20 protein-coding genes are annotated in these 22068 nt (G+C 70.2%); 13 read left to right on the top strand and 7 right to left on the bottom strand.

Annotated features, from left to right (window positions below):
• Positions 1-29: 29 nt before the first annotated feature.
• Complete coding sequence (locus VMF51_RS10440) at positions 30-1055, top strand: glycoside hydrolase family 6 protein (RefSeq protein WP_325474361.1); 1026 nt, start codon at positions 30-32, stop codon at positions 1053-1055.
• 48 nt (positions 1056-1103) lie between these two features.
• Complete coding sequence (locus tag VMF51_RS10435; protein WP_325474360.1) at positions 1104-2129, top strand: response regulator transcription factor; 1026 nt, start codon at positions 1104-1106, stop codon at positions 2127-2129.
• 344 nt (positions 2130-2473) lie between these two features.
• Here VMF51_RS10435 and VMF51_RS10430 read toward each other — a convergent pair whose 3' ends face one another.
• From VMF51_RS10430 to VMF51_RS10415, 4 genes are all read right to left on the bottom strand, one after another.
• Positions 2474-3193 (bottom strand): hypothetical protein, encoded by a 720-nt coding sequence (locus VMF51_RS10430; RefSeq protein ID WP_325474359.1) that lies wholly within the window; start codon positions 3191-3193, stop codon positions 2474-2476.
• Between the two features lie 47 nt (positions 3194-3240).
• Positions 3241-4725, bottom strand: a complete 1485-nt coding sequence (locus tag VMF51_RS10425) for a glycosyltransferase family 2 protein (protein WP_325474358.1) — start codon at positions 4723-4725, stop codon at positions 3241-3243.
• A gap of 91 nt (positions 4726-4816) precedes the next feature.
• The gene (locus VMF51_RS10420) at positions 4817-5038 is read right to left on the bottom strand and encodes an acyl-CoA carboxylase subunit epsilon (protein WP_325474357.1); all 222 of its coding nucleotides are present in this window, start codon (positions 5036-5038) and stop codon (positions 4817-4819) included.
• A 149-nt stretch (positions 5039-5187) separates the two neighbouring features.
• Positions 5188-6765: an acyl-CoA carboxylase subunit beta gene (locus VMF51_RS10415; RefSeq protein ID WP_325474377.1), complete on the bottom strand. Its 1578-nt coding sequence runs from the start codon at positions 6763-6765 to the stop codon at positions 5188-5190.
• A gap of 130 nt (positions 6766-6895) precedes the next feature.
• On the opposite strand from VMF51_RS10415, the gene VMF51_RS10410 reads away from it, so the two are divergent.
• The 7 genes from VMF51_RS10410 (at position 6896) to VMF51_RS10380 (ending at position 12476) form a co-directional block, all read left to right on the top strand.
• Positions 6896-7681 (top strand): biotin--[acetyl-CoA-carboxylase] ligase, encoded by a 786-nt coding sequence (locus VMF51_RS10410; RefSeq protein ID WP_325474356.1) that lies wholly within the window; start codon positions 6896-6898, stop codon positions 7679-7681.
• Positions 7682-7719: 38 nt separating this feature from the next.
• Positions 7720-8226 carry a PH domain-containing protein gene (locus VMF51_RS10405; protein WP_325474355.1) on the top strand — a complete coding sequence of 169 codons (507 nt, stop codon included), beginning with the start codon at positions 7720-7722 and terminating at the stop codon, positions 8224-8226.
• Positions 8213-9235, top strand: a complete 1023-nt coding sequence (locus VMF51_RS10400) for an adenylate/guanylate cyclase domain-containing protein (RefSeq protein WP_325474354.1) — start codon at positions 8213-8215, stop codon at positions 9233-9235. The genes VMF51_RS10405 and VMF51_RS10400 overlap by 14 nt, the downstream gene beginning before the upstream one ends.
• 114 nt (positions 9236-9349) lie before the next feature.
• Positions 9350-9667 carry a winged helix-turn-helix domain-containing protein gene (locus tag VMF51_RS10395; protein WP_325474353.1) on the top strand — a complete coding sequence of 106 codons (318 nt, stop codon included), beginning with the start codon at positions 9350-9352 and terminating at the stop codon, positions 9665-9667.
• Positions 9668-9669: 2 nt separating this feature from the next.
• Complete coding sequence (locus VMF51_RS10390; protein WP_325474352.1) at positions 9670-10830, top strand: 5-(carboxyamino)imidazole ribonucleotide synthase; 1161 nt, start codon at positions 9670-9672, stop codon at positions 10828-10830.
• Between the two features lies 1 nt (position 10831).
• Positions 10832-11356: a 5-(carboxyamino)imidazole ribonucleotide mutase gene (gene purE / locus VMF51_RS10385; protein WP_325474351.1), complete on the top strand. Its 525-nt coding sequence runs from the start codon at positions 10832-10834 to the stop codon at positions 11354-11356.
• Positions 11357-11360: 4 nt separating this feature from the next.
• The gene (locus VMF51_RS10380) at positions 11361-12476 is read left to right on the top strand and encodes a heparan-alpha-glucosaminide N-acetyltransferase domain-containing protein (protein WP_325474350.1); all 1116 of its coding nucleotides are present in this window, start codon (positions 11361-11363) and stop codon (positions 12474-12476) included.
• 59 nt (positions 12477-12535) lie between these two features.
• Here the strand turns inward: VMF51_RS10380 and VMF51_RS10375 are convergent, their stop codons facing one another.
• Both VMF51_RS10375 and VMF51_RS10370 read right to left on the bottom strand, forming a co-directional pair.
• On the bottom strand, positions 12536-12943 hold the full coding sequence (locus VMF51_RS10375) for a CoA-binding protein (RefSeq protein WP_325474349.1): 408 nt from the start codon (positions 12941-12943) through the stop codon (positions 12536-12538).
• A gap of 158 nt (positions 12944-13101) precedes the next feature.
• Positions 13102-13743, bottom strand: a complete 642-nt coding sequence (locus VMF51_RS10370) for a TetR family transcriptional regulator (protein WP_325474348.1) — start codon at positions 13741-13743, stop codon at positions 13102-13104.
• A gap of 102 nt (positions 13744-13845) precedes the next feature.
• On the opposite strand from VMF51_RS10370, the gene VMF51_RS10365 reads away from it, so the two are divergent.
• The 4 genes from VMF51_RS10365 to VMF51_RS10350 all read left to right on the top strand — a co-directional run bounded on the left by VMF51_RS10365 (position 13846) and on the right by VMF51_RS10350 (position 18367).
• Entirely contained in the window at positions 13846-14700 is an 855-nt protein-coding gene (locus VMF51_RS10365) for a 3-hydroxybutyryl-CoA dehydrogenase (protein ID WP_325474347.1), read from the top strand.
• Between the two features lie 24 nt (positions 14701-14724).
• Complete coding sequence (locus tag VMF51_RS10360) at positions 14725-15897, top strand: acyl-CoA dehydrogenase family protein (protein WP_325474346.1); 1173 nt, start codon at positions 14725-14727, stop codon at positions 15895-15897.
• Between the two features lie 330 nt (positions 15898-16227).
• Entirely contained in the window at positions 16228-16935 is a 708-nt protein-coding gene (locus VMF51_RS10355; RefSeq protein WP_325474345.1) for a hypothetical protein, read from the top strand.
• Between the two features lie 268 nt (positions 16936-17203).
• Positions 17204-18367 (top strand): matrixin family metalloprotease, encoded by a 1164-nt coding sequence (locus VMF51_RS10350; RefSeq protein ID WP_325474344.1) that lies wholly within the window; start codon positions 17204-17206, stop codon positions 18365-18367.
• Between the two features lie 82 nt (positions 18368-18449).
• Here the strand turns inward: VMF51_RS10350 and VMF51_RS10345 are convergent, their stop codons facing one another.
• Positions 18450-22043, bottom strand: coding sequence for a glycosyl hydrolase (locus VMF51_RS10345; protein WP_325474343.1), 3594 nt, complete (start codon positions 22041-22043; stop codon positions 18450-18452).
• Positions 22044-22068: the final 25 nt, after the last annotated feature.

Below are 22068 nucleotides of genomic sequence, written 5' to 3'. Positions count from 1 at the left end.
TGCGCGGCGGCGCCCGGCATGATGGTCGCGTGGACCGGACCGACAGCCGACCCTCCCGCCTGCCTCGGATCATCGCCGGGGCCGTCGCGCTCGTGCTCGTCGCAGGACTGGGGGTGGTGATCGTGGCTCGTGCCCAGCAGTGGGGACCGTTCGCCCCGGACCCGCAGCGGCACAACCCGCTCGCCGAGCGGCCGCAGTTCGCGGAGCCCGGCAACACCGCCGAGCAGGCGGCGCAGCAGGCCGCGGCCGCGGGCGACAGCGCGAGCGCGGAGCTGTTCGGGCGTCTCGCGCAGGTGCCGCAGGGGATCTGGCTGACGCCCGAGGAGTTCCCCGCGGGTCAGGTGGGCGACCACGTGCGCGGGCTGGCCGAGGCCGCCGACGAGGCGGGGGACGTGCCCGTCCTCGTGGTCTACGGCATCCCCGACCGGGACTGCACCGGCGGCTTCTCCGCCGGCGGCCTCGCTGCCGACGAGTACGGCCCCTGGGTCGGTGAGATCGCCGAGGCCGCCGGCTCCGGCGACTCCGCCGTGGTCGTCCTGGAGCCGGACGCCCTGGCCTCGGCGATCGACTGCGACAGCCGCGCCGAGCGGGTCGAGCTCCTGGCGGACGCCGTCGACCGCCTGCGCGACGCGGGCGTGACGACGTACGTCGACGGCGGGCACTCCTCCTGGATCAGCCCCGCCGACCTGGCCCCGCTGCTGGAGGAGGTCGGCATCGCCGACGTCCGCGGCTTCGCCACGAACGTGTCCAACTTCCAGACCGACGAGGACGAGGTGGCGTACGCCGAGTCCCTGGTCGAGCTGCTCGGCGGGGACGTCCACTACGTCATCGACCGGAGCCGCAACGGCAACGGGGCCTCCGGCGAGGAATGGTGCAACCCGCCCGGGCGGGCCTTCGGCATCACGCCCGGGTACGTCGACGACGACACCCGGCTGGACGCGTACCTGTGGGTCAAGCCGCCGGGAGAGAGCGACGGCGAGTGCAACGGCGGCCCGGCCGCCGGCACGTTCTGGCCGGCCCGCGCCACCGAGCTCGCCCGCGCCGCCGACTGGTGAGCCGGAACCATGAGCCCTCCCGCTGTCGTGCGTTGTTAGGCTCCAGCCATGGATGCGGGCAGCGAGTGGACCGCGGTGATCATCGAGGACGATCCGGACGTTCGTGACCTGATCGACATCGTGCTCACCCAGTCGGGATTCAAGACGGTCGTCGCCGAGAACGGCCACGTCGGTGTCGACGCCGTCCGGGCGCACAACCCGCTCATCACGACCCTCGACGTGAACATGCCCGGCATGGACGGGTTCGCGGTGGCGAAGCGCCTGCGCGAGTTCAGCTCGACGTACCTCATCATGATCACGGCGCTCGGCGACGAGATCGACGTCGTCCAGGGCTTCGAGGCGGGGGCCGACGACTACCTCGTCAAGCCGTTCCGCCCGCGTGAGCTCCGCGCCCGCGCCGACTCCATGCTGCGGCGTCCGCGCGCCCGGGGCGGCGTACCCACCCCGGCCGCCGCGGCGACCCCGCCGCCACCGCCGCCCGCGCCCGAGCCCGAGTCCTGGGCGGTCGCCGCCGCCCGGGAGATCGCGGAGGGCTCCGGCGGCACGTACTCCGGCGCCGGCAAGCGTCGCGCGCCCGAGCAGTACGACCCGCCGGCCGCGCCCGCGGCACCGGCCGCGCCTCCCGCCCCGCCTGCGCCCCCGGCGTACCAGCCGCCGCCGGCCCCGCCCGCGCCGGCGCCGGTCCCGGCTCCCGCTCCGCCGGTCCAGCAGCAGCCGTCGGCCCCCCAGCAGCCGGTCGCGAGCGACGGGTGGCTGCGCTACCACGGCCTCGCGGTCAACGCCGAGACCCGGATCGCGACGCTCAACGGCGCCGCCATCGAGCTCTCGCGTCCCGAGTTCGACCTGCTCGCGTCGCTGATGGAGACCGGTCGCCGGGTGCGCAGCAAGGCGGACCTGGTGCTGACCATGCGCGGCCAGCAGTACGTGACGTCGTACTTCGTCAACGAGGCCGACAAGCGCTCCGTCGAGGTGCACGTCGCCAACATCCGCCGCAAGCTCGGCGACGACGGCGCCTCCGCGCGCTACATCGAGACCGTCAAGGGCGTCGGCTTCCGGATGGCCGAGGGCCACTGACCACGCACCTCACCGACGCTGGTTGAGGTGCGAGCGGAGCTTCATGACGCTGGTTGAGGTGCGAGCGGAGCGAGCCTCGAAACCCGTCTTGCCAAGGACCAACGTCGATCGAGGCGATCTGTCGTCTCACCGGGTTTCGAGGCTCAGGACTTCGTCCTTCGCACCTCAACCAGCGCACCCGCTGGTTGAGGTGCGAGCGGAGCTCCATGACGCTGGTTGAGGTGCGAGCGGAGCGAGCCTCGAAACCCGTCTTGCCAAGGATCAACGTCGATCGAGGCGATCTGTCGTCTCACCGGGTTTCGAGGCTCAGGACTTCGTCCTTCGCACCTCAACCAGCGTCCTCGCTAGCCCGCGTTGATCGGGACGTCGGCGACCACGGTCTCCTCCTCGGAGGGGAAGATCGCGATCGGGACCTCCTGCTTGATGGTCTCCTTGAAGAAGCTCTTCGAGCCGGCCGAGTTCTCGATCCACACCGTCGCGCTGAACGACAGGTTCACGCCGCGCGTGTCCGGCGACATGTCGCCGATCACCTGGTTGCGCAGCTCGAAGGCGCCCTTGGGCGAGGTGATGAGCATGCCGTACTTCGTGGACACCGGCTCGGGGTCGAAGGTGATCTTCTTCGCGGCGGCGTTCAGCTCGTAGGGGCGGTCGGTGCCCTCCGAGCCGTCCTTGAGCACGGTCCGGGAGGTGACCTTGATCCGGTCGAGGTAGACCTTGCGCTTCGTCTTGAAGGGGTCGCGCAGGTCGCGGTCGAGGTCGTACGCGCTGAGCGTGAACGAGAAGTACTTGTCCCCGAGCGGGAACCACTCGTTGGTCCGCGGCGTGGCCTTGGTCGGGTACATGTTGTAGACGAAGTCGACGCCGTTGACGTCGACGTGCGACTGGTACGTGCCGTCGCGGGTGAACTGCGAGTCGTAGACCGCCTCGGTGGCGGTCGCGGACGGCGACTCCGCCTCCACGGGGTCGTCACCGCCGCCGAGGTCGCCGATCGCGGAGCAGCCTGAGAGCAGGACCGAGAGGGCGACGGCGGCGACGGCGACCAGCGGACGGCGGGCGCGGTGCATGGGAGTCTCCTGTGCGAGTTGCGGGGCGGGGGGAGTGGAGCGGGCGGTCAGGCCTGGTAGCCGCGGTAGCGCTTGCTGGCCTTGATGATCATCCAGGCCGTCTGCAGGACGGTGATCACCCCGAGGACCGGCCAGCACGCGGCGAGTACGTCGGACTTCACGCCGATGGGCAGCTGGAGCCAGACCGCGAAGAGGACCACGAAGAGGAACGTCGCGATCGCGAAGGGGTACATCCACGCGACGCCCTTGCCGCGCTCGGCCTTGGCCTGGGCCGCCCAGTTGTCGGTCTGCTGGTTGCTGAAGAACTTCGTCCAGGCCCGCGCGAAGTGACCCATCCGGATCACCATGTAGAGCTCGGCCGGGAAGACCAGCAGCACGAACAGGTAGTCGCGTCTGTTGGCGAACTCCATCGAGTGCGCGACCCGGAAGTTCAGCCAGACCGCGCAGATCGGCGGGATCAGCCACCACGGGCTGAAGACGAACGCGCTGATCGACAGCGAGCAGGCCAGCAGGAGCACGAACGCGAAGCGGGTCGTGATGTTGATGACCATCGACATGTGCTCGAACCAGCGCAGCCGCAGGTTCGGGTGGAACGGCTGGCCCTTGGTGTCGCCGCGCTGGCCAGGCCACATCAGGTCGATGGCGCCGAAGTTCCACTTGACCTGCTGGGCGTCCAGGGACCGCAGGGTGTCCATGCCGCCGACGTGCGCGCGGGCGCGGGCGGAGATCTTGGTGAGGTAGCCGGCGCTCTTGATCTGCAGCGACAGCAGCGAGTCCTCGACCTCGGAGTCGCTGACCCAGGGGGTGCGCTGGTGGCTGTCGCGCATGACGTCGCGCAGCGCCTGGGTGGAGAAGATGGAGAACTGGCCACCCAGGACTGCCATGTTGCGGCCCTTGAGCAGGTTCTGCATGTTGAACGCGGAGAACTGCGCCCGCTGACCGGCGATGAGGAACTTGGCCATCGGGCCGTCGAGGGCGCTGTCGTCGATCGAGTAGATCGCCGAGATGCCGCCGATCCGGTCGTCGCTGGCGATCTCGTCGACCAGGTGCTGGATCGCGTCCGGCTCCGGCGTGGTGTCGCCGTCGACGCCGAGCAGGAAGTCCATGTGCTCGACCAGGGAGTAGCCGTAGTTGAGCGCGCCGACCTTCTTGTCGGGGTTCTTGCCGATGTCGTGGACGTAGATGACCGTGCTCTGCTCGCCGGTCGGCGTCATCCGGGTGTGCGGGCCGGCGTAGTGGCTGGCGATCTCGACGGAGTCGTCGCTGGTGTTGTTGACCACCAGGTGGATCGCGTCCGGCAGGCGGGTCTGCTGGAGGAGGGAGTCCAGCACCCCGCCGATCGTCTCCGCCTCGTTGTAGGCGGGGATGATGCAGCCGACGGTCGGGCGCAGCGTCGGGAGCTCCTCGACGGCGTCGAGGAACTCCTCGGCGTACGCCGCGAGGTGCGGATCGTGGGTGCGGACGTAGGGCTGCTCGGCATCCGAGGAGGGGGCGACCGAGGACCCGTCAGGGGCGCCATGCGGAGCGTTCATGAGGGACAGTGTGTCGAACGACCTTCAAGAACCGACAGGGGAAGCCTGCATTTCTCCGCAAGAGGGCCTTGAGGCAGGGAGGTGCCGGAGGTCAACGCGGGAGGGTGCTCGCGCGCCAGCCGCCCCGTCCATGCGGGAGCGTACGGCGGACCTGCCGGTGCGGCGCTGCCCACGCGCGGACCGGTCGCTTCGGCGCCGGCGCGGCGCCGCCGAGGGAGGAGAGGACCGCCACGATGGCGGCCACCTCCTCCGGGGTGGCGTCGGGGTTGACGACCCGGAGGATCGGCGCGGTCGTCGTCTGCTTGTCGCTCACCGTGGTCTCCACCTTCTCGTGGCTCGGCCTTGCTTGTCGTCCTTCAGGTCCGCTCGTCGCCGACCCGGCGCCAGTTTGGTTCCCCCGCTGCGCTCCTCCACCAAACTGGCGCCGGGTCGGCGAAGCCTGGGGTGGTGCTGCTGGGGGTGTTACAGGGGGATGTTGCCGTGCTTCTTGGCCGGCAGCGACTCGCGCTTGGAGCGCAGCAGGCGCAGGGCGCGGACGACCTCGACCCGGGTCTCGTGCGGCGTGATGACCGCGTCGACGTACCCGCGCTCCGCGGCGATGTAGGGGTTGGCCAGCGTGGTCTCGTACTCGTCGATCAGCTCGGCGCGCTTGGCCTCGACGTCGCCGCCGTCCTTCTCGATCTTCGCGAGGGTCTTGCGGTGCACGATGTTGGCCGCGCCCTGGGCGCCCATCACCGCGATCTGCGCGGTCGGCCAGGCCAGGTTGATGTCGGCGCCGAGGTGCTTGGAGCCCATCACGTCGTACGCGCCGCCGTACGCCTTGCGGGTGATGATCGTGACCAGCGGGACGGTGGCCTCGGCGTAGGCGTAGATCAGCTTCGCGCCGCGGCGGATGATGCCGGTCCACTCCTGGTCGGTGCCGGGCAGGAAGCCGGGTACGTCGACGAACGTCAGCACCGGGATGTTGAACGCGTCGCAGAAGCGCACGAAGCGCGCGGCCTTCTCGGAGGCGTCGATGTCGAGGCAGCCGGCGAACTGCATCGGCTGGTTCGCGACGACGCCGACCGGCGTGCCCTCGACCCGGCCGAAGCCCACGATGATGTTGGGCGCGAACAGCTCCTGGACCTCCAGGAAGTCCTCGTCGTCGACGACCGCCGTGATGACGTCGTGCATGTCGTACGGCTGGTTCGGGCTGTCCGGGATGATCGTGTCGAGCGTGCGGTCGAGGTCGGAGAAGTCGGTGTCCGCCACCTCGTCGTACGACGGCAGCTCGTCGAGGTTGTTCTGCGGCAGGTAGCTCAGCAGCGCCTTGACGTACTCGAGCGCGTCGGCCTCGTCGGAGGCCATGTAGTGCGCGTTGCCGGACTTGGTGTTGTGGGTCCGGGCGCCGCCGAGGTCCTCCATCGAGACGTCCTCGCCGGTGACGGTCTTGATGACGTCGGGGCCGGTGATGAACATCGCCGAGGTCTGGTCGACCATGATCGTGAAGTCGGTGACCGCGGGGGAGTAGACGTGCCCGCCGGCGCAGTTGCCCATGATCAGGCTGATCTGCGGGATGACGCCGGAGGCGTGCACGTTGCGCTTGAAGATCTCGCCGTACAGGCCGAGCGAGACGACGCCCTCCTGGATGCGGGCGCCGGCGCCCTCGTTGATGCCGATGATCGGCGAGCCGGTCTTCATCGCGAGGTCCATCACCTTGGTGATCTTCTCGCCGTAGACCTCGCCCAGCGAGCCGCCGAAGACGGTGAAGTCCTGGGAGAACACGCAGACCTGGCGGCCGTCGATGGTGCCGTAGCCGGTGATCACGCCGTCGCCGTACGGGCGGGTCTTCTCCAGGCCGAACGCCGTCGACCGGTGCCGGGCCAGCTCGTCGAGCTCTACGAAGGAGCCCTCGTCGAAGAGCTGCTCGATCCGCTCGCGGGCGGTCTGGCGACCCTTGGCGTGCTGCTTCTCGACCGCCTTGGCGGAGCCGGCGTGGACGGCCTCGTCGAGGCGTCGGTCCAGGTCGGCGAGCTTGCCGGCCGTGGTGTGGATGTCGATGTTGTCCGGGACGTCGGTGCCTTCGCCGGGCTGTGCGCTCACTGGTGCTCGTCTCCTCGTTGGCGTCCGTGCAGGGCCGTGGGTCAATGTAGTGCCCGTGAGCGATGATCTGACGTGGCACACGTCACGCGTGCGTCCGCCCCTGGATCGCGACCTGCTGGCGGGCGCGCTGCCGGGGCTGCGGGTCGAGGTCGTGGACGAGGTGACCTCGACCAACGCCGAGGTGGTGGGTCGTGCCCGCGCCGGTGCGCCCGAGGGGCTGGTCGTCGTCGCCGAGCACCAGACCGCGGCCCGGGGCCGGCTGGACCGGACCTGGTCGACGCCGCCTCGCTCGGCGCTGCTCTTCTCGATGCTGCTGCGGCCCACCGTGCCCGCCCGGTCCTGGCCCTGGCTGCCCCTGCTGGTCGGGCACGCCATCGGCCGGGCGTTGCGCGAGCGCGGGTACGACGCCGGGCTGAAGTGGCCCAACGACCTGCTGATCGGCGAGCGGAAGATCGTCGGGATCCTCGTCGAGCGCGTGGAGACGCCCGACGGCCCGGCCGCCGTCGTCGGCGTCGGCCTGAACGTCACCCTGGCCGCCGACGAGCTGCCCGTCCCGACCGCCACGTCGCTGGCCATCGAGTCCGGCGAGCAGCCGGACCGCACCGCCGTCCTGGTCGACCTGCTCCGCTCCCTCCGCGAGGAGTACGACGAGTGGCAGTCCGGCGGCGAGACCGCTGCCGCCCGGCTGCTGGCGTCGTACTCCGAGGCCTGCGTGACGCTCGGGCGCGACGTGCGCGTCGAGCTCCCGGGCGGCGACCTGCTGCTGGGTCGGGCGGACTCGATCGACCCCAGCGGCCGCCTGGTCGTGCAGGGGCCGGACGGTCCCACCGCGGTCGGCGCCGGGGACGTGGTGCACGTGCGCGCCGTCGGCTAAGCCCCCGCGAGGTGGGCGCGAGGTGAGATGATCCGGGGGTGCCGATCTCACCGAAGCTGCTGAACGAGGGCGAGACCATCGTCGTCAGCACGCGCACCCATCCCAAGGCCCTGCTGCTGCCGATCCTCGCGCTGGTGCTCTTCCTGGCGCTCGGGGTCGCGGTCCAGCAGCTCGTCGGCGAGCAGGTCGTCACCCTGATCGGGTGGGTCGTCGCGCTCCTGGGCATCCTGCGCTTCACGGTGTGGCCGACCCTGGACTGGCTGACGTCGTACTACGCGTTCACGGACCGGCGGCTGATCACGCGCACGGGTGTCCTCACCCGCCGCGGTCACGACATCCCGCTCTCGCGGGTCAGCGACATCGAGATCGAGCTGCACCTGATCGACCGGCTGCTCGGGTGCGGGACCCTGGTCATCAGCGACGCCAGCACCCACGGCCGCGTGGTGCTCCCCGACATCCCGCGGGTCGAGGAGACCAAGCGGCGGGTGCACGCGATGCTGCACGAGCAGGCGACGGAGACCACCACCCGCGATGAAGGACTCTGACGCCGGCGCCGAGTCCCCCGACGGTGCGGAGGACTCGGTGGGCTCGGACGGCCTGGAGCGCAAGATCCTGGGCGAGGGGCCGGTCTTCAACGCCGCCGACGTCGCGGCGGAGACGGGCATCACCGTCGACCAGGCGCGCCGGCTGTGGCGCGCCCTCGGCTTCCCCGAGCACGGCGCCGCCACGGCCTTCAACACCGCCGACACGGAGGCCGTGCGGATCGTCAGCGGCCTCGTCGAGACCGGGCTGATCGACTTCGACCTCGCGGTGAACATGACCCGCGCGGTCGGCCAGACCATGGCCCGGCTCGCGGACTGGGAGACCACCGCACTGGTCCACCGCGTCGAGGAGATCGCCGCCCAGCAGGACGAGGCGGGCCAGGGCGCGCGGGTGGCCTCCGCGGTGCGGATGTTCGAGGAGTTCTCCGAGCCGTTCGAGAAGCTCCTCGTCTACGTGTGGCGGCGGCACCTGGCCGCCTCGGTCGCGCGGGTCGAGGCTCTCGGCGCCAACGAGGAGGACCTGCACACCACGCAGCTCACCGTCGGGTTCGCCGACATCGTCAGCTTCACCGCGCTGTCGAACCAGATCAGCGAGGACCGGATCGGCGACCTGGTCGAGCTCTTCGAGTCGCGCTGCGCCGACGTGGTCGCGGCGCAGCGGGGCCGGGTCATCAAGAGCATCGGCGACTCGGTGCTGTTCGTGAACGACGACCCGATCCGGGCGTACGACACCGCCGAGGGGATCATCAACGTCATCGGGCGCGACTCGCGGATGCCCGACGTACGCCTGGGCCTGGCGACGGGGTCGGTGGTGATGCGACTCGGCGACGTCTTCGGCCCGCCGGTCAACATGGCGGCGCGGCTCACGGCGGTGGCCCGGCGCAACCGGATCATCATCGACGCGCGCACCGCGGAGCTGCTGCCCGCGGACCAGTTCGAGACCCGCCGGCTGCCCGGACGCCCGGTCCGGGGGTTCGGCATCGTGGAGCCGCTCTCGGTCCGGCGGCACTGACACTGTCCGGCCGCGATCGCCTCACCCGAAGGGGTGGACGGTTGGCAGGAAGAGGACAGTGCCATTTTGTGCCATCTTCCTCCGATCGGCCTCCGATCCTCCTACCTTGGTGCCGTGCTGGAGGTGCAGGACATCAGGATCGACCCCGCGACCCGTCGCGCCTGGAAGGGCGGCGACGAGGTCGTGCTGTCGCGCAAGGAGTTCGACCTCGTCCATGCGCTCATCTCGCGGGCCGGCGACATCGTGACCCGCGACGAGCTGATGCGCGACGTGTGGCACACGACGTTCTGGACGTCCTCGAAGACCATCGACGTGCACCTGGGCTGGGTACGGCGCAAGCTCGGCGACGACAGCCGCCGCCCGCACCTGATCACCACCATCCGCGGCCAGGGGCTCCGGTTCGAGAAGGAAGCACCGGCCACTAAGGTCTGAGCGTGACCGACCACGCTCCCACCCTCGCCGTCATCGGCGGCGGACAGCTGGCCCGGATGATGGCGCAGCCCGCCATCGCGCTGGGGCTGCCGCTGCGCCTGCTCGCCGAGGCCGAGGGCGTCTCCGCGGCGCAGGTGATCCCCGACCAGCTGGTCGGCGACTACCGCGACCTCGACACGCTGCGCGCCGTCACCGCCGGCTGCGCGGTCGTCACGTTCGACCACGAGCACGTCCCCACCGAGCACCTGCACGCCCTCGAGGCCGACGGCGTCGCGGTCCGGCCCGGTCCGGAGGCGCTCGTGCACGCCCAGGACAAGGGCGTGATGCGCGAGCGACTGGCCGAGCTGGGCGTGCCCTGCCCGCGCAACGCCATCGTCGCCTCGGTCGCCGAGGTCGAGGACTTCGGTCTCCCGTGCGTCCTGAAGACCACCCGGGGCGGGTACGACGGCAAGGGCGTCTGGTTCGTCCGCTCCGCCGAGGACTGCGCCGAGCCGCTCCGGGTCGCCGCCGAGACCGGCGTACGCCTGCTGGCCGAGGAGCTGGTCGACTTCCGCCGCGAGCTGTCCGCGCTGGTCGCGCGCTCACCGAGCGGGCAGGCGGCGGCGTACCCCGTCGTGGCCTCGACCCAGAAGGACGGCATCTGCCACGAGGTGATCGCGCCCGCGCCCGACCTGGACCCCGAGCTCGCAGGTCAGGCGCAGGAGGTCGCGCTGCGGATCGCCGGCGCGCTGGACGTGACCGGCATCCTCGCCGTCGAGCTCTTCGAGACGAACGACGGCCGGATCCTGGTCAACGAGCTGGCGATGCGCCCGCACAACACCGGCCACTGGTCCCAGGACGGCGCGGTCACCTCGCAGTTCGAGAACCACCTGCGCGCGGTGCTCGACCTGCCGCTCGGCTCGCCGGCGCCGCGGGCGCGGTGGACCGTGATGGTGAACATCCTCGGCAGCGACGACGTCTCGGTCGGGCGGCTGTACGACGGCTTCCCGCACGCGATGGCGCGCGACCCGCACCTGCGGGTGCACCTCTACGGCAAGGACCTGCGGCCGGGCCGCAAGGTCGGCCACGTGAACGCCTACGGCGACGACCTCGAGGACTGCCTGGAGCGGGCGCGGCACGCCGCCGCCTGGTTCCGCGGCGACCTCGGCAACGAAAGCGAATGAGATGACTGCCTCTGACCAGCCCCGCGTCGGCATCGTGATGGGCTCCGACTCCGACTGGCCCGTGATGAAGCTGGCCGCGGAAGCGCTGTCGGAGTTCGACGTCGCCTTCGAGGCGGACGTCGTCTCCGCGCACCGGATGCCGGAGGAGATGATCGCCTACGGCAAGGAGGCCGCGGGCCGAGGTCTGTCGGTGATCATCGCCGGCGCCGGGGGAGCGGCCCACCTGCCGGGGATGCTCGCCTCGGTCACGCCGCTTCCGGTGATCGGCGTCCCGGTGCCGCTGAAGTACCTCGACGGCATGGACTCGCTGCTCTCGATCGTGCAGATGCCGGCCGGCGTACCGGTCGCGACGGTCGCGGTCGGTGGAGCCCGGAACGCCGGGCTGCTGGCGGTGCGGATCCTCGCGGCGACCGACCCGGAGCTGCAGCAGCGGATGGTGGACTTCCAGGCCTCGCTGAAGGCGAGCGCGCAGGAGAAGGGCGCGGTCGTCCGCGGCGCCGCGACTCCGCGACGCGTGGGCTTCTGACCCCATGACCGGCCGGCGGATCGTCGGCCTCGATGTCGCGCGCTGCCTGGCGCTGCTGGGGATGGTCGCGACGCACGTCCTCGACGAGCGGGGTGCCGACGGTGCCCTGACCACCGGGCAGTGGCTCGCCGGTGGCCGCGCGTCCGCGCTCTTCGCCGTCCTGGCGGGAGTCACGCTCGCGCTGATGACGGGCGGACGTACGCCGGTGGTCGGCCGCGAGCGGCTGGCGGCGACCGCGGCGATCGCCGTACGCGCCCTGCTCGTGGCGGTGCTCGGGATGGCGCTCGCGCTGGCGGACTCGGGGATCGCGGTGATCCTGACGTACTACGGGGTGCTGTTCTGCCTCGGTGCGCTGTTCGTCGGGCTACGGACGCGGGCGCTGCTCGTGCTCGCCGGGGTCGGGGTCCTGGTGATGCCGGTGCTCTCCCGGCTGGTGCGTCCTCACCTGCCCGAGCGGGGCGTGGCGAGCCCGGCCTTCGACCAGCTCGCCGAGCCCGGCCGGCTGGCCTCGGAGCTGCTGCTGACCGGGTACTACCCGGTGCTGCTGTGGCTGCCGTACCTGCTCGTCGGCATGGCACTGGGCAGGGCCGACCTGCGCTCGCGGCGGCTCCAGGTGTGGTCGCTGGGCGTCGGGCTGGTGCTCGCCGTTCTCACGACCCAGGTCTCGCACGCCCTCACCGCACGTCACCCGGCGATGGACGGGCTGCCCGACGTCGTCGCGACCGGGATGTTCGGCAACGTCCCCGCCGACGGGCCGTGGTCCTGGCTGCTCGTGGTGGCGCCGCACAGCAGTACGCCGTTCGACCTGTCCCAGACCATCGGCAGCTCGCTGTTCGTCATCGGCGCCTGCCTGCTGCTCGTCGGCCTGCTGCCGCCGTTCCCGCACGAGGTGGTCCGCATCGTCTTCGGCGCGGGCACGATGACCCTCTCGCTCTACAGCCTGCACGTCCTGCTGCGCACCGACCGTCTCTGGCCCCCGGACGAGTCCTCGGCGTACTCCTGGCACGTGCTGATCCTGCTCGCCATCGGGGCGGCGTTCGCCGCCCTCCGCCGCCCCGGCCCGCTCGAACGCCTCGTCTCGTCCGCCTCCCACGCCGCCGCCACCCGGGTCCGACGCTGACCCGTCACTTTCTCGGCACTTTCGTCGGGGTGTCGTCGCGGAGTGACGGGTCGGCGGGGCTACCGCTTGCGCCACTCGATCGCCGGGCAGGTGTCCATGACCATGGGTACGCCGGCCGCGGTGGTGCGGGCGAACGCGTCCTCGTCGATGACGCCGAGCTGCAGCCACACGCCCTTCGCGCCGATCGCGACCGCCTGGTCGGCGAACGCCCCGGCCGCCTCCGAGCGCCGGAAGACGTCGACCACGTCGACCGGGAAAGGGATCTCGGCCAGGCTCGCGTAGCCCTGCTCGCCCAGCACGGTCGGCGCGGACGGGTGCACCGGCACGATCCGCTTCCCACGCTCCTGCAGCAGCTGCGCGATGCGGTACGCCGTCCGGCTCGGGTCGCCGGACAGCCCCACCACCGCCCAGGTCTCGCAGTCGTCGAGCATGAACCGGACCGCGTCGGGGTCCTGCCAGTCGGTCATGGCTCCATCGAAGCAGCGGGCTCCAAGGGTCGTGCGGGCCGGTCGGGGTCGGGCCGCCGTCGCCCGACGGCCGCAATTGCAGCCGCCGGACAGGTCGGCGCGCGCTCAGCCTGTCCAACGGCCGCAATTGCAGCCTCCGGACAGCCCGCGGCGCCGGATCAGTCCAGCAACCGCCGCAGCCCCGGCAGGACGTCGTCCAGGTCGCGGCCTGTCCGGAGCACCACGATGCCGGCGGTGGAGTCGGACCCGCTGCCGAAGATCCGCAGCACCTCGGCCATCGCCTCGTCGAAGTCGGACTCCGGGGTGTCGGTACGGCCGCGCAGCCACTGGCGCAGCACGTGGTTGTGCGCGGTAACGACGGCGTCGGCGAGCAGCTCGGCGTGCAGGTCGGCGCGGGAGCCCTCGCCGTACCACTGGCGGGCGAAGGCGAGGAAGACCCGCTGGTACTGCCGCTGGCCGGCGATCTCGCGGGCCCGCAGCGCGGGCACCCGGCGGGTGAGCACGTAGCGGGTGCGGGCCAGGTCGCCCTCGGCGAGGTAGTGCAGGAGCACGAGTCGGGCGGCCTCGGCGAGCGCGACGGCCTCGCCACCCGGCGCGGCGGCGTCGAGGCGGGCCTGCACGGAGGCGAGCAGGCTGTCGTGGTCGGGGAAGACCACCTCCTCCTTGCTGCCGAAGGCGCGGAAGAACGTCGTACGACCGGTGCCGGCGCGGGCGGTGATGTCGTCGACGGTCGTCTCGTCGAAGCCGCGCTCGGCGAACAGCTCGAACGCCGCCTGCGACAGCCGCTCCCGTACGGACATCTCACATCTCCTTGGTCACGCCCGATGGTACTGAGTACCATGATGGCGGTATCTAGTCACAAGACCAACAGTGCGAACGCAACCGGAACGAAGGAGCACGGCATGGTGGAGCGCGTCGGAGTCGTGGGCTGCGGCCTGATGGGTGCGGGCATCGCGGAGGTGTCGGCCCGCTCGGGTCTCGACGTCGTGGTGGTCGAGTCCAGCGAGGCGGCGGCGAGCGCCGGACGCGCGCGCCTGGAGAAGTCGCTCGCCCGGGCCGAGGCCAAGGGCAAGATCGCGAACGGCGAGACCGCGGCCGACGTGCTGGCCCGGATCCGGGTCGCGACCTCGCTCGGCGACCTGGTCGACCGCGACCTCGTGGTCGAGGCGATCGTCGAGGACGAGGCCGCCAAGGTCGACCTGTTCAAGAAGCTGGACCGGATCGTCGTGTCGCCCGACGCGATCCTGGCGTCCAACACCTCCTCCATCCCGATCATGAAGCTCGGGGTGGTCACCACCCGCCCGCAGCAGGTCATGGGCATCCACTTCTTCAACCCGGTGCCGGTGCTGAAGCTCGTCGAGCTGGTGCCGAGCCTGCTGACGTCGTCCGAGACCACCGAGCGCGCGCGCACCTTCGTCGAGGGCAGGCTCGGGAAGCAGGCCATCGACTGCCAGGACCGCGCCGGCTTCGTCGTCAACGCGCTGCTGATCCCGTTCGTGCTCTCGGCGATCCGGATGTTCGAGTCCGGCTTCGCCTCCGCCGAGGACATCGACAACGGTCTGGTGTTCGGTGCCGCGCACCCGCAGGGCCCCCTCGCGCTCGCCGACCTGATCGGCCTCGACACGGTCAAGGCCGTCGCCGAGTCGCTCTACGACGAGTTCAAGGAGCCGCTGTACGCCGCCCCGCCGCTGCTGCAGCGGATGGTCGACGCCGGTCTCCTCGGTCGCAAGACCGGCCGCGGCTTCTACACGTACTGATCCGAACCAGGAGAGAAACACCCCATGTCGAACGACTTCCCGCTCTACGGCCTGTCCGAGGAGCACCAGGCGATCCGTGAGGCCGTGCGCGCGGTCGCCGAGGCCAAGATCGCGCCGTACGCCGCCGACGTCGACGAGCAGGCGCGCTACCCGCAGGAGGCGGCCGACGCGCTGCTCGCCGTCGACTTCCACGCGCCCCACGTGCCCGAGGAGTACGGCGGCGCCGGCGCCGACGCGCTCGCGACCTGCCTGGTCATCGAGGAGGTCGCCCGGGTCGACGTCTCGGCGTCGCTGATCCCGGCCGTCAACAAGCTCGGCTCGCTGCCGGTCCAGATCGGCGGCGGCGAGGAGATCAAGAAGAAGTACCTCACCCGGCTGGCCGCCGGCGAGGGCGGCTTCTCGTACTGCCTCTCCGAGCCCGACGCGGGATCCGACGCCGCGGGCATGAAGACCCGCGCGGTGCGCGACGGCGACGACTGGGTGCTCAACGGCACCAAGCGCTGGATCACCAACGCCGGTGTCTCGGAGTACTACACGGTCCTGGCGATCACCGACCCCGACGCCCGCACCAAGGGCATCAGCGCGTTCGTCGTCGAGAAGTCCGACGAGGGTGTCTCGTTCGGCGCCCCCGAGAAGAAGCTCGGCATCAAGGGCTCGCCGACCCGCGAGGTCTACTTCGACAACGTGCGCATCCCGGGCGACCGGCTCATCGGCGAGGTCGGCAAGGGCTTCGCGTACGCGATGCAGACCCTCGACCACACCCGCGTGACGATCGCGGCCCAGGCCGTCGGCGTCGCCCAGGGCGCGCTCGACTACGCGCTCGGCTACGCCCAGGAGCGCCAGCAGTTCGGCAAGTCGATCAGCGACTTCCAGGGCCTGCAGTTCCTGCTCGCCGACATGGGCATGAAGGTCGAGGCCGCGCGTCAGATGACGTACGCCGCCGCCGGCCGCTCCGAGCGCGGCGACCAGGATCTGACCTTCTTCGGCGCCGCGGCGAAGTGCTTCGCCTCCGACGTCGCCATGGAGGTCACGACCAACGCGGTGCAGGTGCTGGGCGGCTACGGCTTCACCCGTGACTACCCGGTCGAGCGGATGATGCGCGACGCCAAGATCACCCAGATCTACGAGGGCACCAACCAGGTGCAGCGGATCGTGATGGCCCGCCAGCTCCTGGCGGGGATCCAGTCCCAGCTCTGAGGTTCCTGGTCTACGAGAAGTACGGCCGCTGCCGGAACGGTGTGAACCGTTCGGGCAGCGGCCGCTGTTATTTACCGGTCGGTTACCTGTGTCAGGACCGCCCGGGCATGGTTCGGGTCGCCCGTCGCTGTTGTCGTGAGGATTTGGAAGGTCGCGACGCTCGTCCAGGTGGATGGCAGGCCTGACCGGTCGCCGCGCCAGGAAAACGGCGTTCGGAGGACGTCGACCAGGCCATCCACAAAATCTGTCTAAAATATATACGGGGATGATTCGGGCCGACTAATCTTCCTCTCAGTGCCAAAGTCGCCCGGACAGATATGAAGGAGATCCGTGAGAGTCTCTGCCGCCATGCCCGCAGTATTGATCGCCCTGACGCTCGCTAGCCCGGCTTATGCCACCGAATCCAGTCCCGGTGCCAAGGTGGAGAAGGTGACGGTATCTTCCACGAAGATCACCGGCCGGAAGGAGCCGGTCAATGTCGCAGTCAGTCTTACCGGCGACGGCCCATTCACGTGGAGCGGTGTCCTGTCGTATCGCGCGGCCAGTGACGTCCTGGTCTCCACGGAGATCGTCGGCCCCACGGACCTGCCGACCGGCGCGAGCGTCATCACGGTGAGCGACACGGCGGTGCTGAGCTATCCAGGGGTCAGCCGGTTCACGATGACCGTGAAGGACGCCCGCGGAGCCACCACCAGTGCAGAGACCACCATCACCACGCTGAGCAGGACCACCAGGCCCCGAGTCACCGGCGTCGGAAAGCACCGGTCAAAGCCGGGCAAGCGAGTCGTGTGGGGCAAGGCGTCACGCGACCTGCCCAGCAACCGGTACCGCGTCTACCTCAGGCCGGCTGGGAAGAAGGCCTACCGCGCCATCGGCACCGTCCACGGCGCCCCCAACGGGACATGGAGGCTGGTTTCGCGCAAGATCCGACCCGGCACCGTATATGTCGTCACCGACTCGGAATTCGTCCGGAACCGCAGGTCTAAGACCTTTAGGATCACCGCGCGCGCACTGGTGAACAGAGCGAAGATCTCCTGATCTCTGCCGTTCGCGCCGGAAGGTTTGAACTACCTACAGGCGCCGCGTCACGCTTGCTCGGACAACGGGCTCCTGATGGTTCCGGTGAGCGGCCTGCGACGCAGGCGGAGCTCATTCTGCGGAGCTCATTCGCGGCCCGCCTGTTCGACGTGCCTTCGATTGGCTCAACTCGGGATTCAAAACCAACCTCCCACTCACTCACCAATCGGAAGGAACCATGCGGTTCTCATCATCCCTAACCCGTTCCAGCCTTGGGATCGTCACCATCTTGGCAATCGCAGCCGTACCAGCCGCCGCCTGGGCAGACAGACCTGAAACAGCGGCGAACTCAACTGTGGAGTGCGGCGACACCCTGCGCTTCGACGAGGCCACGGCGTATGCCTCTCTGGCATCCGAGTGCGAAACTCCTCCGGCGACCGTGACGTTCGACGATCAGACCACCCTTCTGATTCCCACCGAACCGGGCAGCAGCGTCCACATGCACGTCGACGCGGCCACGGAGAGCGACTCAGCCGAGTACAGCGCGCATCTGACAGAGGACGGCCAGCTGGTCACCGCCGTTGATGACGACCAGTACGGGACCGACGATGCCATCACTGAGGCCGACGCAGTAGTAGCCCAAGCAGGAGAGGGCCACTCAGCCCACGGCCCCCACGCATCCCGTCTGGCTGAGGAGGTCGCCGGCAAGAAGGCTGCCAAGCTCGAAGCCGCGACCCGCCGCGCTGAGGAGAGTGAGCCAGTCGGCTCTCAGCACAGGGACATCCCGGCCGCGTCCGAGAACGCCAGCTCTTCGGCCGCCGCTGCGAACTGGAGTGCTGCCACCAAGTGCGGCTACACGTCGCACGTGCCTTCGAGTAACTATCAGAAGATGGGTACCGACGAGGGCGGCTACCGGAACATCCAGTGGTACTACAACCCCGCTGGGGAGCCGACGATCTACACCGATGCTCAGTATCGGACCCGGATCAAGTCAGCGGCCGACAGCTGGGACGTCCTCTGGAACAACTGCAACATCAATGTCTCCTGGCCAAACATCTACATGGACTACCGAGGCACGACGAGCGCGGCCGCTGGCTGCAGTACTGCGCCTCCGGTCAATGTCGTCGGCTGGGCGACCATCTCCGACATGACGACCGTCGCGCGTGCCTGCAGGTGGAACTACTCGGACGGCTCCGCGCGGTTCAGCATCCAGAACAACAGAGGTCATGCGTTCTACGCCGGCGCCAGTGAGACCGCGTGCTCGAACCGGCACGACCTGGAGGCGATCATGGTCCACGAGTTCGGCCACGCCCTCGGCCTGGACCACTCGCCGCAGTCGTCGAGCCAGGTGATGCGCCCGACTGTCCATCACTGCGAGTCCTACCACCGCTACCTCGGCCGAGGCGACATCCGTGGGGTCAGGGCCATCTACGGGGTCGGGTTCTGGAACTGACCTGACGACGAGCGCAAGCCAGCAATGTGGGCAACGGCGGCTGCCGGGACGGTGTGAGCCGTCCCGGCCGCCGCCGTACTCGCTACTTCCGGCGCGTCACCTTCAGCACGACCGGCGAGGCCTTGCTCGGCGCCACCCGGGCGTCGCCCAGGTAGCGGGCCGCGATCCGGTAGGTGCCCTTGCGGAGCTTCGGTAGCCGGACCCGGGCCACCCCGCGGTTCGCCGCCTTCAGCGACACGGTCCGCACGACCGTGCCGTTGCGGGTGATCCGGACGGTGCCGGTCGGTGCCGCGACGCCCGGAGCCGTGACCCGCACGGCCACGGTGACGGGCTTGCCGGCCCGGACCTTCTTCGCGCTCAGGGCGACCCGGGCCTTCGAGCCCAGCCGGTCGACCCGGACGGCGGCCGAGGTGGCGGTGCCGGACCCGTAGCCGGTCCGGGTCGCGGTCACCCGGACGCTGAGGGCACGACCGGCGTCCGCGGCGACGGGGCGGTACGTCGCGCCGGTGGCCCGGGCGATCGCCGTACCGTCGCGCAGCCACTGGTAGGCGAAGCCGGTGCCGGCGACGTCCCAGGTGCCGGGCGTCGCCGTCAGCGTGCCGCCGACGGAGGCGTTGCCGTTCACCTGCGGAGCGGTGACGACCGCGGGCGCCGTGCCGTCGGAGAGGGCGGAGACGCCGAGCGTCACCGGGCCGACGAGCCCCGCGTCCTGCGGGCTGGCCATGGAGTACTGGCCGTTCGCGTTCGTCGCGGCCGGGAAGTAGCGGTTCTTCTTCCGCGGCGTCACGGCGATCTCGATCTCGTTCGCGCCTGCCTTCAGGAACTTGGTCACGTCGAGCTCGTACGGCGCGAAGATGGCGCTGCCGGCGTCCGTGCCGTTGACCGTCACCCGGGCGGCGGTGAACACCTCGCCGAGGTCCAGGACGTACGAGCGGCCCTTCTCCGGGGTGACGTCGATGCGCGCGCGGTAGACGCCGTCGGACACGACCGAGCGCAGCGTGCCGTCCTGGTACGTCGCGTCCTTCCAGTTGCCGAGCACGTCCTCGGTGAACGTCCGGGTCGTGACCTCGCCGCCGATGACGCCGTCGAGGTTGTCGGCGGTGACGGTGAGCGACTCGGGCGTGACCGGCAGGGTCTGCTCCGGGGCGACCCGGTTGACGCCTGCGGGCAGGCCGGAGGTGAGCTCGGCCTCGTCGATCGTGACCCCGGCGGGCTCGGCGAGCAGCGCGATGCCGTTGCTCGGCTTCGACGGCGACGAGCCGCGGCCCAGCGGGTCGTTGCCCGGGTCGAGGGTGATGCTGACGGCGCCGTCCTGCACGTCCGCCTCGTGGATGCGACCGGTCTTCTGGTCGAGCCAGTAGAAGTTCTCGTACCGCTCGTCGGCCCGGACGGTGATCGTGTTCGCGGCGGTGCTGGTGTTGCGCAGGTAGGTCAGCTCGCCGCCGTCGTCGAGCGTGCGCCGGGTGAAGCGCACGTCGGTGTTGGTGTCGTAGGTGACCTCGGGCGTGACGACCCGCTTCAGCACGTTGGCGAGGGAGGTCTCGCTGGTGCGGTGGTAGGTCCGGGTGCCGTCCAGCAGGATCCGGTCGGCGAGCGAGGCGACCTTGCGGTCCTCGGCGGCGAACTGGCCGTCGGCGTACCCCGACTGCGCGTTGGGCAGGGCGCCGTAGAAGACGATCGGCGCGCCCTGCTCGGCGAGCGCGTGCAGGTGCCGCATGGTCTCCACGGGCACCGTGGAGGTGTGCACGACCAGGGCGTCGTACGACGCCTTGCCGCCGTTGACGCTGAGCCGGCCGTCCTCGACGACGGTGTCGTCCGCCTGGATCGACTTGTCGTTGATGACGTCCCAGGCGTAGCCGTTGGCGTTGAGCGTCGGGGTGGCGCCGGTGGCGACGGCCCGGGTGTTGAACGGGGCGTAGACCGCCACGTCGCGGCTCGGGTCGCCCTGCTGCATCAGGTAGTTCAGCCGGGAGGCGTACGCGTTCAGCTGGCCGAAGTACGGCGCCAGCGTGTTCTCGGCCGACATGTTGACGCCGATGGTCGGGAACGACGCCCAGCCGTTCTCGCCGTACTGCGCCGTTCCCTTGCCGTAGGGGTAGCTCAGGCCGTGGTAGAAGAAGTTGTTCACGCCGCCGGTGGCCATCAGGTCGAAGCCGACCTTGAGCGAGTCGAGCGAGTTCTGCATCGGCGTGAGGCCCAGCGTGAACTGCTCGGCGGTGACCAGGTTCCGGTCGTGCAGATTGGCGCCCGAGGAGGCGGTGATCAGGCGGTACTCGTCGTGCTGCTCGTCCTCGGGGATGTCGACGAACTCCGCCGACCCGATGATGTCCATCGGCGGGTTGTACGCCTGCTGGCGGTAGAGCAGGCCGTGCGAGTTCGTCCCGCGCTGGAAGCCCTGCAGACCCTCCTCGAACTTCTTCCCGACCAGGGTCCGGAAGTCGGCCAGGATCCGGTTGGTCACGGCGTTGTCGGTCGAGTAGGTCAGGTAGGAGTCGGCCGCGCCGGACATGGTGTTGGGGCGGTAGGCGGCGGCGCCGAGGTTCTGCTTGTAGACGGTGGGCAGGTACTTGCTGAAGTCGTAGCCCAGGCCGTTGTTCTCGGCGTCCTTGGCCAGCTCGAAGAGGCCCTGGTTGTAGTAGAGGTCGGTGTGCAGCTCGAGGCTGTCGTTGAAGAGCGCGCGGACGTTGTCGTAGGTGTCGACGATCCGGCTCAGGTGCTCCTCGCCGACCCACTGGTTGACGTACTCCAGCGTCTTCGCCGCGTTCATGTGGTCGACGGTGAACCAGTCGGGGCGCGCACCGGTCGTGCCGGCGGCACCCGCGCCGGCGGGCACGGAGTAGAGCGCGACGACCTCGTAGTCGTCGCCGTCGGCGATGCCCGCGGTGACCTCGGCGGGCAGGGCGAAGGAGGGGCCCGAGATCTCGCTCGCGTCGACGAAGTGGCTGTCGGCCACGTCGAGGGAGATCCGCTGGTCCCACACGGTCGCGCCGTCGTCGAAGAGGGTCGCGTCGCCGGTGAGGGCGCCTGCGACGCCGGTCCGCTTGGCGACGACCACGCCCTGCAGCCGGACCAGGGACGGCTCGAACCGCGGCATCGGGTCGCCGTACTGCCGGCTCTTGGCGAGGGCGGGTACGCCGATCGCGCCGGCCTTGACCTGCGCGCCGCTGAGCGTGGCGCGGCCGAGGGCGAGGTTGCCCTCGCTGTCCTCGACCGTCGTGAACTGGCTGTTCGCGTTCCAACCGGAGCCCATGTTCAGGTCGACGGTGATGCCGAGCTCCTGGGCCTTCTTCACCGCGAACTCGAGCTTCTCGTAGAACGCCGGCGTGTAGATGTCCTGGATCCGGGCGTCGGCGACGTCCGGCACGATGCGGTACGGGTTGATCTCCACGGTCCCGAAGCCGTGCGAGGCGAGGTACTCCAGCTGCTCGGCGAGCACGTCGGTCTCGACGGCCCCGCCGGACCACCACCAGCGCACGCCCGGGCGGTACTCCATGCCCGGGGTGTCGAACTGGGTCGGGGAGACGCTGCTCCGGGAGTCGGCGGCGGCCGCCGTGGGGGCACCCGTGGCGGTGGTCAGGGTCAGGACCGAGGCGCCGAGGACCGCCGCGGTCGACAGCGCGACGGTCTTCCGCCGGGTGGCTCTGGCCCACCCTCTCGACAACTTCGTGGATCGCATGCGGTGCTTCTTTCTCTCAGTGGTC

The organism is Nocardioides sp. (genome assembly GCF_035503875.1).
GTDB lineage: Bacteria > Actinomycetota > Actinomycetes > Propionibacteriales > Nocardioidaceae > Nocardioides.
This window is presented reverse-complemented; position numbering and strand designations above follow the sequence as displayed.

Bases quoted from the DNA above. Each gene is read 5' to 3' on its own strand.
- VMF51_RS10425 (WP_325474358.1), bottom strand. From the start codon at position 4,725: ATGAACGCTCCGCATGGCGCCCCTGACGGGTCCTCGGTCGCCCCCTCC.
- VMF51_RS10360 (WP_325474346.1), top strand. From the start codon at position 14,725: ATGTCGAACGACTTCCCGCTCTACGGCCTGTCCGAGGAGCACCAGGCG.
- VMF51_RS10345 (WP_325474343.1), bottom strand. From the start codon at position 22,043: ATGCGATCCACGAAGTTGTCGAGAGGGTGGGCCAGAGCCACCCGGCGG.
- VMF51_RS10365 (WP_325474347.1), top strand. From the start codon at position 13,846: ATGGTGGAGCGCGTCGGAGTCGTGGGCTGCGGCCTGATGGGTGCGGGC.
- VMF51_RS10375 (WP_325474349.1), bottom strand. From the start codon at position 12,943: ATGACCGACTGGCAGGACCCCGACGCGGTCCGGTTCATGCTCGACGAC.
- VMF51_RS10435 (WP_325474360.1), top strand. From the start codon at position 1,104: ATGGATGCGGGCAGCGAGTGGACCGCGGTGATCATCGAGGACGATCCG.
- VMF51_RS10370 (WP_325474348.1), bottom strand. From the start codon at position 13,743: ATGTCCGTACGGGAGCGGCTGTCGCAGGCGGCGTTCGAGCTGTTCGCC.
- VMF51_RS10380 (WP_325474350.1), top strand. From the start codon at position 11,361: ATGACCGGCCGGCGGATCGTCGGCCTCGATGTCGCGCGCTGCCTGGCG.
- purE (WP_325474351.1), top strand. From the start codon at position 10,832: ATGACTGCCTCTGACCAGCCCCGCGTCGGCATCGTGATGGGCTCCGAC.
- VMF51_RS10400 (WP_325474354.1), top strand. From the start codon at position 8,213: ATGAAGGACTCTGACGCCGGCGCCGAGTCCCCCGACGGTGCGGAGGAC.
- VMF51_RS10430 (WP_325474359.1), bottom strand. From the start codon at position 3,193: ATGCACCGCGCCCGCCGTCCGCTGGTCGCCGTCGCCGCCGTCGCCCTC.